The sequence below is a fragment of the Brucella sp. GW823-FHT04E01 genome, from assembly GCF_058796175.1.
This window is the reverse complement of sequence record NZ_JBXAIK010000001.1, coordinates 210,904-220,010: the sequence shown is the minus strand read 5'-3', so window position 1 is coordinate 220,010 and position 9,107 is coordinate 210,904. Positions and strand designations below refer to the sequence as shown.

Here is a 9,107-nt window from a genome sequence, read left to right as displayed (position 1 = left end):
TGAGGCTCGCCGTAGAAGAACTATGAATGCCGATCGCTTTGGCCGCAATCGAAACTTGCTTCTGATTGAAGCCCATACGATTTGACCAAACTCTGAAGTGATTGATTGCTGTTTTCATGAGCTCTCTCGATATTCTTCTGTGATTCTTTCAGCGACGTCGAAGTTGTCGCCATTCAATTTCATCAGCTTAACAAGGACGTGGACGGAGTGCGGAATGTCCTGCTCTCCGTCCAACCATTTCATGACCCGGTGCTGCGGGACACCGGCGATCTCTGCAAAGTAAGTGGGCGTGATGTCAATTTCGTCGAGTAACACAGCAAGCTCGGCGCCGGTCAGTCGGCGATAGCCACCGGCTTTACGAGTATCGATTGTTCTGCTGTCGTAAAGGCGAAGAACCGCTTCCATTGCCGCAACGTACGCCTGTTGCTCCGTGTCGTAGAATTGGACGTTGCCATCCCTGCCCCGCACGAGATCGGGGATCAGGCCGGGTAGTGAAAATTGCCCAGTGAAGCGATCACCCTTGGGTAGAGCCTTGGCGATAAGCTTCGAAGATGGTTTCTGCGACATGGGAATCCCTCGTTGTTACTGACTCACACTTACTCTCTTATCCCACCTTCGGCCAAGTCGGTCTGTCATAACGGCCGGTTTTCTTGCGTCCGTTCTTCCAAACCGTGATGAACCCGGTGTTCACATATGTACCCACATCCGAAAAGGAATTGGGCGGTAGATCTTTCCATTCCGCTCCAAGGTCTTCCATCAAGTTGCGGAAAGCGATGGCCTTTTTAGTCTGCCGAAACTCCGTCCCGGCGGACATGATTGCTACGAGCTGCCCGTCTGGCTTGAGGAATTTTAGGGCATGAACGACATGGTCGATGTCCCTCTCTCGGTCAAAGGGTGGATTCATTACGATCCGGTCGTAGAGACGGGTGGGATCGGGCTGAAGCTGCAAAAAGTCGGAACAAATTACCTTGGCAAAAAGGCCTTGAGCTTCGAGCTGGTGTGCCAAGTGAGGCTGCACCTCCACACAGTCGACCACATTGTCCAAGCGATACTGGTCCATATATCGATCGCGGCCGCCGGACCAACTGTCGAAGGCGGCAGCTGTCCTAATACAGCGGCGCGCTAGGTTTCCGGTTCCTGCCGATGGTTCAAGGATTCGAAGTTGAGGCTCGTCCTTTCTCTGGAGCAGACGGACATGGCTGAGCACGGTGTCTGCGGCAGCGTCTGGCGTAGGGTAGAACCCGAAGTAGCGGGCCGGTGTGGTTTTGACGTTCTCCAGAGGATCTTCCTCTTTCGTCATGCCGTCGCCGATCACCTCGCCATAGTGGTCGGCCAAGATCTCGTTGACCTTCTTCACCAGATCCTTGCGGGAAAACCAGAGGTGTGCATTGCCGTTCTTGAAGATGCGGACCTTGAAATATTCGGACTCGACTTCGAACTGTGCCGGCCGGAAATAGCTCCCCGGGTTTGTGTGGTTGATCTGTGCAACGATGCCGGCGTAGTTTGCCCGAGCAGACTGGCCGTCGAGCACGAGGAAAGTGCGCTCCACATCGGTGAGCATGTCGGCACGGTCGCCATACAGATGCGAGCTGCTGCGCATCAGGTTGTCGATGATCATGCGAGAGCCGACCTTGAACCCGTCGTGCGATCGGAAGCGGCGGTCCAGCTTCGTGAAAACATTCACGATTCCGCGGCGGAAGATCATCTCGGCGTCACCCTGAAAGCGCTCGAGGGTGGCGTAGATATTCTCCGGCGTGACAGGTGGCAGCATCCTATCGATCTCGTCCTGGTTGATGATCTCGCCGTCGCGTCCGGTGCGTTCCGGAACGTACTTCATCTGGTCGCGAAGTTCGTTCTTGGCCTGCATATCCATGAGTTGTTCGATGCCAGCAACGTCGATGATATGTGACCACACCGATACATCAATCAGTCGGCGAGCTGTACGGAGATAGCGATCACGATCCGGAAGACTGACGGCTCGGAAGAACTCCTTCACCTCTTCTGCACTGTCATAGTATGGGCTGGCCTTGCCCGGGGAGGCAGACTCCCACATACGACCGGCCTTTACGACGGCTGCCGAAGCTTCCGCTATTTTCTCAAATGCTTCTTCGTACAAACGAATTGCTTCATCGCGATAGGCGCAAAGTTGTTCGATGGTTGCGGTGGGTACAAGCGTGCACATGTTGTCTCCGTAATTCCATAATTGGGGAGTGAGAGAGCAGGGCAACGGAGCGCCCTGCCCGGTCGTTAGACACGAGTCGGCATCAGGACGTAGGTCAGGCAGTCATTGGCCGAGCCCATGAAGATCGTCGGAGATCCGGAATCGTTGAGCAAGAGCTTAACCGAGCCATCGATACGGGACAGGATATCGACAAGGTACTGGTAGTTGAAACCGATCTCGATCCCCTTCTCGTTCTGGACCGGAACGTCGATAGATGCTTCGCCGAACTCCACGTCACGGCAGACGAGAGTTGCGAGGCCCGGTGTCAGGCTCAGAAGGACCGACATCCCCTTCTCTGTGAGGATCGAACTGGCTTGCTTAACGCCGTTAATGAGCGCCACCGGATCTGCGTCAACCTCGTGCTCGTTGGAAATCGGGATCACGCGTTGATAGTCAGGGAAGTTGCCATCAATCACTTTCGTCTCAAGGATTTCGTCCTCGCCAACCATGAAGCTAACGCCCGTGTTGACCACCGTGATCATGGTTTCTTCCGGGCAATCCTTGCGCTTGAGCATACGCATCAGCTCCAGCGCTGCCTTGCGGGGGATGATTACACCCGGGATATCTCTGGCGCCTTGCGGAAGGTCGATCTCGTAGCGTGCCAAACGGTGGCCGTCAGTTGTGACAAACCGGAGCTTCTCCGAACCTTCGAATACATGCATGTAGACGCCGTTGAGATAGTAGCGGGTCTCTTCGGAGGAGATGGCGAACTCAATCTTACTGATAATCTCGAGGAGCGTGCTCGACAGGAGTGTGAAACAAACGTCGGAAGCCTTGAGCTTGTCGCGGAAGGTTGCGCTTTCCGGGAAATCGTCAGCCGGAATATCCTGCTTTAGGTTCAGGTTAAGCTTCCCAACGTTGGCAGTGAGATTGGATTCCGAGCGGGCAAAGTTGATGTGCGCAGCATCCTTCACCTTATCCATTGTTGCCTTGAGCTTGTGCGCATCTACAACGGCAGTGAAATCCTGTGAAACGTTGCCCGGCACGAACGTTGAGGAATAGGTGTCGAGATCCGTCCCACAGACAATCACGCCGTTAGTTGTGGCTTTGATTAATACCGTGTCGAGAACGGGGATCGAGTTGCGCTTTTCAACAACCTTGCAGACGTTGACGATGGCCTTCTTGAAAACCGAATAGTCAAGTGAAGCAGTGGCAATGGATGTCGAATTGACGATCTTGTTCATGGAAATTCTCCGTTGTCGCATGATTGCGGGATAAAAAGAAAAGGCCGGACGCTTGGCCCGGCCTCTCGAAACTGACGATGGAAATGTTAATGCCCTCGTTGCGGAGCCATGGCCCAGACAGCCGCGGCAATCCACCCGAAGAAAGTCCACCCGGCAAGTACATTGAGCGCAAGGATGGCACCGGTTTTGGGGTGAGCATGACGGTAAGCGAATATCGCAGGGATAAAATAGATGAAGATCACTGATCCAAGGATGATCAGTCCCGTTATAATCTCGATACTGCTTTCCATCAGAGCCCCTCGCCGGTTAATTCCTTCCGGAAAACTTGGCTGGATAAGCGACCGCTTCCCGTAGGATGGAAGTCAACAGCAGAGGGTCGTGAGTTTCAAGCAATTTTTGCATGCGGGTTACCGTATCGGACACGGCGAGACCCGGGTTGTCGGCCTTGATGACAAGTTTGAGGGTCATTGTTACGACGAAATCTTGCATGGCGTCACATCAAGGATGGAGCTACGTGGCAAGCCAGCTTTGATCTGTATGAAAGTGCGGCTGCCACCTGCAGAGCAGACAGGGCGTCGTCTATGTCCGTAATGGCCTCGGCCAGCCCCTCCTTGTCGCGACCGTAGACCGTGAAGAACTCCGCCTCTCGCGCGGGCTGGTTCCCGTTGATGCAGGTTTCGCCAGCATCCGGTTCATTCTCATTGACGCAGCCTGCTAATTCGAGGTGAGTGAACTGCGACCATTCGGGTTCACGGAGTTCGGTGCAGCAGTTGAACAGTTTGTCAGCGCTGAGTTCGTCAGGCATTGTTCTCTTCCTTTCGCATGATTGCGGGGTTAGGCGGATCGCTTGGCGGCTCGGACCTTGCCGTCGGAGTCAATCCATAGGCTGGTCTCGTGAATGCAGCCAGCCTTCACATGGCGGCGGGCTTGTTCTGCTGAGACACGGCGATAGGCGTAGCGATCGATCTCTTGCGCGGCCCGAAATTCCTTGGCCGTCATTTCTTTGAGCGTCTGCCCGTGCTGGTAGAAGTGAAGGACGTACAACTCAGCCCTCCATCCCACCGGTGATCTTGGTGCAGGCGCGCTTGGCGCGGGACACCAGCTCAGCGACCATCTCGTACCCGCCTGAAGCATGGAAAGCGTCTGTGGTTTCTATGTCGATCTCGGCTAAATCTTGGACCAATCGGCACGCATCCCAACTGAACGGCTCACCTTCATCGCGAAGGTCGACCTCGACAGGATCAGCCTCAACGTTTTCCGGGTCGACGATGTACGCAGTCTCGTCACCTTCCTGTTCTTCGTAGACAAAATCGTAGTCAGCGAAGTCGAGTTCCCTAGCCTGGGCGGCGGCGTCTTTCATGGATGTTGCCGCGATTTCAATCTCGCTGACCATGCGGGCGGTTATCCAAAGGCGGACGGGATAATTGCGGATGACAGCTGCTTCCTCCTCGTCTTCGACCAAGGCGGAGAGTGCGTCGTTCGGGTCGGTCTTGGTCATGAGCGCCTGAATTTCACAGGCCATTTGCCATGCCCTCTTTGAGCGCGGGTCGTCCGCTTCGTAGAACTTGTGTCCTTCGGGGGCTTCGAAGCCGATGCCGACGTGGCGGAGGCACAGCCTTGCCAGCTCGTTGGTCTCGTCGACTATCTGTTGATCGGTTCTCATGTCCGTCTCCTAATTTGCCATGATTGGCGGGTTATCTGCTGTAGTTCTCTATCTCGATGTCGATGTCACCGATCCGCAAGATGACCGGCTCCACGTGTGCTTTGTCGTAAGCGTGGATGGTGAGCTCTCCATTGTTCAGTTCGAGCCACACGGAAGGGCTTGTCTCGTCACCGCTGAAGATGCTGATCCGATCATCCTCGACGGTGATGCTCATCTGTCTGGATGGTTCGACTATCGCCAGATCATTGGATGGATCGCCTAACTGCCAATCCTTCAACTCAAAGCGGGTCATAAGCTTTCGATGCGCTTCATCACGCAGGGCTTCACCGATTGACTTACTCGACATTGGTTTCCTCCTCGAGGTCGACCGTCACCGCCTCGCCATTGCTGTCATGTTCGATAACCTTGTAGACATTTGCCGATGTGTCGGGGCGGCGGACGATCTCATGAGCTTGCCGAGCCGCCTCATGTGCTGTGTCGGCATCAATGTCGATCTCCCAAGTGACGAGGTAGCTTGGCATCAGTAGTCCTCCTCGTTCATGGTGTAGCCGGGGCCGTAGCAATCAAGGCATTCCAACCTGTCAAAGTCGTACCCGTGGTCGGCGGCATACTGGAGCATGAAGGCTTGACCGCGGAAGAACCGGATAATCCTCAGCCATCTGGTCAGCGTCGGCTTGCCGTCGAGACAGTCGATCTTGGTAGGGCGAAGGCAGTTGTCGCAGAATGAATGCTCTTGCATGTCAAGCTCCCCACTCCTCTTCGCTGTCATAAGACGCGATCTCTTCTGGCAACGGCTGCCCCTCATACTTCGGGCGGAACGGGACGCAAGTGCCGGCGAAAGCCACTCCTTGGAACGAAGCCGGTTCGCATTGGATGTCGAGCTGCGTGCAGAGTGCGAATGAAAGAGCATCAGCTGCAGCCTCGACTTGGCGGGTAAGAGCTGCCGCGTCCGGGTGCCCCATGAGGCAGAGTGCGTCGAGCATCTCGTCGATCTTCATTTGAAACGACATCTCACTGACCCTCCGCGTGGATTGTCCCACCGCCATAACAGCGGCCACAATCCAAGCCCGTTTCAGGGAACGCGCCGAGGCCGTTGCAGTCCGGGCATTTCTGCTCGTCGGGATGAGGCAGATCCGCCACCAGATTCTTAGCGTCGAGGATCGCATTCATGAGAGAGCCGTGGTCGTTGGCGTCAGATGACGCGATCACGTTGCGAAGCGCCTCCAGCAACTGATCCGTCTTGCCCATGGCCTGGGATTTTTCGATCGTGACCTCGTCGTGAGCCAGGAACTCGCGAAGCTCGGTAATCAGGTCCTCGTGCTCTTCCTGCACGGAATCCTCTTCGCCGTCCCATGCGTCGAGGTTCAGGTGAAGCAGCTCGTCCGCCTTCTTGGCGGCTGCGATCAGCTCAGGGATGCCTTCCTGCAGCTCGTCATCCTCGAAGCCCTCGATAAAGCTGATGACCTTGGACATGTCAGCCATATGTATTCTCCTTCGGTGCCATAGATGGCGGGTTAGAAATGGAACGCTTCGCTATCGAGCAGATCGGCTCGTGTCAGGCCATCTGTACCGGCGATCGGGGCGTCGATGGAAACGTTCTTGAAGTGATCGAACTGGCGATTGTACGCGGTCACGCATTGTTTGACCGTCTGCGCAAGCTCGTCGTGTCGCACCTTATGGTCGAGTGCCAGTTCGTTCACTGAGTTAATGATGTCCATGCGCGCCGGAGGTGGTAGGTATCCCGGCAAGTGTTGCTGGATGATCTTCCGCAACTCATCCGGCTTCTGTAGCGCGAGCCTTCTAGTCTTTGATCGCTGATAGCGAGTGACATCATATCGCCGCTCTTGCTCTTTCGTTATCGGCGGACGTTTGTGGCCGGTACGCTTGATCCATTCGCGACGGACTTCCAAGGTGCGGGCACGGCGTTCCGGGTCCGCTTTGATCGCTTCACGACACCGTTTATACGCAGCCCGCGCCGCCTTCGGATTTCTCTTCCGCCATTCGCGAGCCATCGCCGCCGCCTTCTCCTTATTGGCGGCGCGCCATGCCCTCTTGCGTTCCTTTTCGGCCTCGTAACGACGCGCCAGCTCTGCCTCGGCTTCGTCGGGTTCCATCGTCTGCAAGCGATCGAAGTTCGCCTTCGATAACCATCTTGGCAGCTTCATTGCACATCTCCTTTCTGCCATGCGCGGCGGGGTGGTCGCGTTAGATGCTGATGTTGATCGTTTCCCCGAACGGTGGATTGAGGGTGTTGAAGTCACGGTTGCGTCCGTAGACTCCCCACAAAACGGGGTGCGGCGGCTCCTCGCCGTAGTCGTGGACGTAAAGATCGGTGAGATAGATCGTGGCTTTTGCGTCCGGGAATTGCTCATTGATCAGCCGGAACGTATCCGAGAATGCCGTGCCGCCACCGCCCTTGGGGTGGAGGACCAACTCGTCGCCAGTCTCAAACTCCTCGACGTGGTTCACCGAGGCGTCGGCATAGACCACTGTCAGCCTGTCGACTGCACCCTCGTTGAACGCTCCGTTAATCTCGGCAGCGAAATCGCGGAGGATCTCGGCGTCAATCGAACCGGAGGTGTCGACCGCAATCACGATGTGAGGCACGCCATCACTCACTGTGCCCGGCGTAACCAGACCGAGCGGAAGCAGCCGGCGGTTTGGCTTCGACCACGAGAAGTCACGGGTGATGGACTCGTCGATAAAGCGCCGCAATACCGAACGCCAGTCCACCTTCGGGGTGAGCAGCTCGTCGATGATGCGCTGGATACCAGCCGGGAGAGCGCCAGCCTGTGCCGCCTTCGCGGTCATGGCTGCCTGACGAATCTGCGTCTGCATCTCTGCATGTAGCTCGGCCTTGGCCGCTTCGTCGTGCGGGGCGCAGCCATCCAGCGTGCCTCCGCAGCCGCCGATGTCGCCCTGCCCTTCGTCTGAATCGTCGCCGTTGTTCTCGTCGTCGAGGATTCGGTAGATCTCCTCGGCCGAAAGACCGGTAAAGCGGGGCTCGATCAGCCCGCAGGAAGGCATCTTGCCGACCTTGCAGTCAACCAACTCGCCGTTGATGGCGTAGTCGCAGGCCTTGTTCCAGCGGCCGGGCTTGCGATGCTGGCGGCGAATGTGATGCTCGAGCGCGTTGTGCATGACCTCGTGCGCCAGGACAAAGACAGTCTCGTCCTTCTTCATCCCGTCGACGAAAGGCGGGTGATAGTACAGATGCTTGGCGTCGGTCGCCATGGTGTCGACGACCTTCGGGTCATCGACCGGCACCTTCTTGAGCTGGAGCATGAGGACGCCAAAGAATGGGTGGTCCCAGAGAAGAGCGGTCTGTGCCGCGAGGATCTTGTCTTCGGTTTTCATTACGTTCTCCGTGGTGCCATGCTTGGCGAGTCAGGTTGTTCGGGTGATAGAAGCGGCCATGCACTCGGCCAGCTCCTCTGGTGAGAGTAAAGACTTGAGGTACTCGACCTGCTCGGGTGTGCCTCCATCCTGATATGACCATGCATCGCCGCGAAAACGGCGGGTCTGGATCTCGACTGTGAACAGGCGGGCAGCCGGCCGGTAGGTGAGCTCGACGCGGAAGCCGAGCGTGTTCACCTTGAGCTGCGAGCCGAACCAGATGAGCTTATCTTTCCGGTGCAGTCGCTTGATCTTGGTTATGATGGGTCTCATCGTTATCACCACCTCAGAATGGAATGTCGTCTGGGTCTATGCCCTGCTCGAGAGTGGCTCTCATGCACGCAGCCACCTCGTCCGCATGCAGGGTTGCCTTGAATGCCTTCAGGAGTTCGTCGTCTTCGACCGGCACGTAGGGCACGATCTGCTTTCGTGAGATCATGAACCGCCGTTCCTGCTTGATGAACTGCATGTAGTAGATGTGCGTATTGAGCACGGTTTCAGGTAGCGGCGAGAAGCTCCACCGATTGTCGGGGTGGTCGCTCTTCCGGAAGTTGTTCATGATCACGTCGGTTGTCAGCACGGATCATCTCCTTGTGATCACCAGTGCGGTCGCCTTTGCGATATCCTCTGGTGAGAGTTTCGA

The 9,107-nt window shown here is 56.4% G+C and carries 16 protein-coding genes; 1 reads left to right on the top strand and 15 read right to left on the bottom strand.

What is annotated here, in order from left to right; all coding sequences use genetic code 11:
• Positions 1 to 114 precede the first annotated feature (114 nt).
• The 9 genes from AC1RHM_RS01155 to AC1RHM_RS01115 form a co-directional block, all read right to left on the bottom strand.
• Positions 115 to 567, bottom strand: coding sequence for a hypothetical protein (locus tag AC1RHM_RS01155; protein WP_492332407.1), 453 nt, complete (start codon positions 565 to 567; stop codon positions 115 to 117).
• Between the two features lie 37 nt (positions 568 to 604).
• Positions 605 to 2,182 (bottom strand): DUF4942 domain-containing protein, encoded by a 1,578-nt coding sequence (locus AC1RHM_RS01150; protein ID WP_492332406.1) that lies wholly within the window; start codon positions 2,180 to 2,182, stop codon positions 605 to 607.
• Positions 2,183 to 2,247: 65 nt separating this feature from the next.
• Positions 2,248 to 3,405: a DNA polymerase III subunit beta gene (gene dnaN, locus AC1RHM_RS01145; protein ID WP_492332405.1), complete on the bottom strand. Its 1,158-nt coding sequence runs from the start codon at positions 3,403 to 3,405 to the stop codon at positions 2,248 to 2,250.
• A gap of 86 nt (positions 3,406 to 3,491) precedes the next feature.
• Positions 3,492 to 3,695, bottom strand: coding sequence for a superinfection immunity protein (locus AC1RHM_RS01140; RefSeq protein WP_492332404.1), 204 nt, complete (start codon positions 3,693 to 3,695; stop codon positions 3,492 to 3,494).
• A 203-nt stretch (positions 3,696 to 3,898) separates the two neighbouring features.
• Positions 3,899 to 4,210 (bottom strand): hypothetical protein, encoded by a 312-nt coding sequence (locus tag AC1RHM_RS01135; protein WP_492332403.1) that lies wholly within the window; start codon positions 4,208 to 4,210, stop codon positions 3,899 to 3,901.
• A 29-nt stretch (positions 4,211 to 4,239) separates the two neighbouring features.
• Positions 4,240 to 4,449 carry a hypothetical protein gene (locus AC1RHM_RS01130; protein WP_492332402.1) on the bottom strand — a complete coding sequence of 70 codons (210 nt, stop codon included), beginning with the start codon at positions 4,447 to 4,449 and terminating at the stop codon, positions 4,240 to 4,242.
• A gap of 1 nt (position 4,450) precedes the next feature.
• Positions 4,451 to 5,068: a hypothetical protein gene (locus AC1RHM_RS01125; protein WP_492332401.1), complete on the bottom strand. Its 618-nt coding sequence runs from the start codon at positions 5,066 to 5,068 to the stop codon at positions 4,451 to 4,453.
• A gap of 31 nt (positions 5,069 to 5,099) precedes the next feature.
• On the bottom strand, positions 5,100 to 5,414 hold the full coding sequence (locus tag AC1RHM_RS01120; RefSeq protein ID WP_492332400.1) for a hypothetical protein: 315 nt from the start codon (positions 5,412 to 5,414) through the stop codon (positions 5,100 to 5,102).
• Positions 5,404 to 5,589 (bottom strand): hypothetical protein, encoded by a 186-nt coding sequence (locus tag AC1RHM_RS01115; protein WP_492332399.1) that lies wholly within the window; start codon positions 5,587 to 5,589, stop codon positions 5,404 to 5,406. Before AC1RHM_RS01115 ends, AC1RHM_RS01120 begins: the two co-directional genes overlap by 11 nt.
• On the opposite strand from AC1RHM_RS01115, the gene AC1RHM_RS01110 reads away from it, so the two are divergent.
• Positions 5,583 to 5,795: a hypothetical protein gene (locus AC1RHM_RS01110; RefSeq protein ID WP_492332398.1), complete on the top strand. Its 213-nt coding sequence runs from the start codon at positions 5,583 to 5,585 to the stop codon at positions 5,793 to 5,795. The genes AC1RHM_RS01115 and AC1RHM_RS01110 overlap by 7 nt on opposite strands.
• Positions 5,796 to 5,808: 13 nt before the next feature.
• Here AC1RHM_RS01110 and AC1RHM_RS01105 read toward each other — a convergent pair whose 3' ends face one another.
• From AC1RHM_RS01105 to AC1RHM_RS01080, 6 genes are read right to left on the bottom strand one after another with little or no spacing between them, the layout of a single operon-like run.
• Positions 5,809 to 6,078, bottom strand: a complete 270-nt coding sequence (locus AC1RHM_RS01105; protein WP_492332397.1) for a hypothetical protein — start codon at positions 6,076 to 6,078, stop codon at positions 5,809 to 5,811.
• A 1-nt stretch (position 6,079) separates the two neighbouring features.
• Positions 6,080 to 6,550 (bottom strand): hypothetical protein, encoded by a 471-nt coding sequence (locus tag AC1RHM_RS01100; protein ID WP_492332396.1) that lies wholly within the window; start codon positions 6,548 to 6,550, stop codon positions 6,080 to 6,082.
• Between the two features lie 32 nt (positions 6,551 to 6,582).
• Positions 6,583 to 7,233, bottom strand: a complete 651-nt coding sequence (locus AC1RHM_RS01095; RefSeq protein WP_492332395.1) for a hypothetical protein — start codon at positions 7,231 to 7,233, stop codon at positions 6,583 to 6,585.
• A 40-nt stretch (positions 7,234 to 7,273) separates the two neighbouring features.
• Complete coding sequence (locus AC1RHM_RS01090; RefSeq protein WP_492332394.1) at positions 7,274 to 8,425, bottom strand: vWA domain-containing protein; 1,152 nt, start codon at positions 8,423 to 8,425, stop codon at positions 7,274 to 7,276.
• A gap of 30 nt (positions 8,426 to 8,455) precedes the next feature.
• Entirely contained in the window at positions 8,456 to 8,737 is a 282-nt protein-coding gene (locus AC1RHM_RS01085) for a hypothetical protein (RefSeq protein ID WP_492332393.1), read from the bottom strand.
• A gap of 13 nt (positions 8,738 to 8,750) precedes the next feature.
• A complete protein-coding gene (locus AC1RHM_RS01080; protein ID WP_492332392.1) occupies positions 8,751 to 9,044 on the bottom strand; it encodes a hypothetical protein in 294 nt (97 codons plus the stop codon).
• Positions 9,045 to 9,107: the final 63 nt, after the last annotated feature.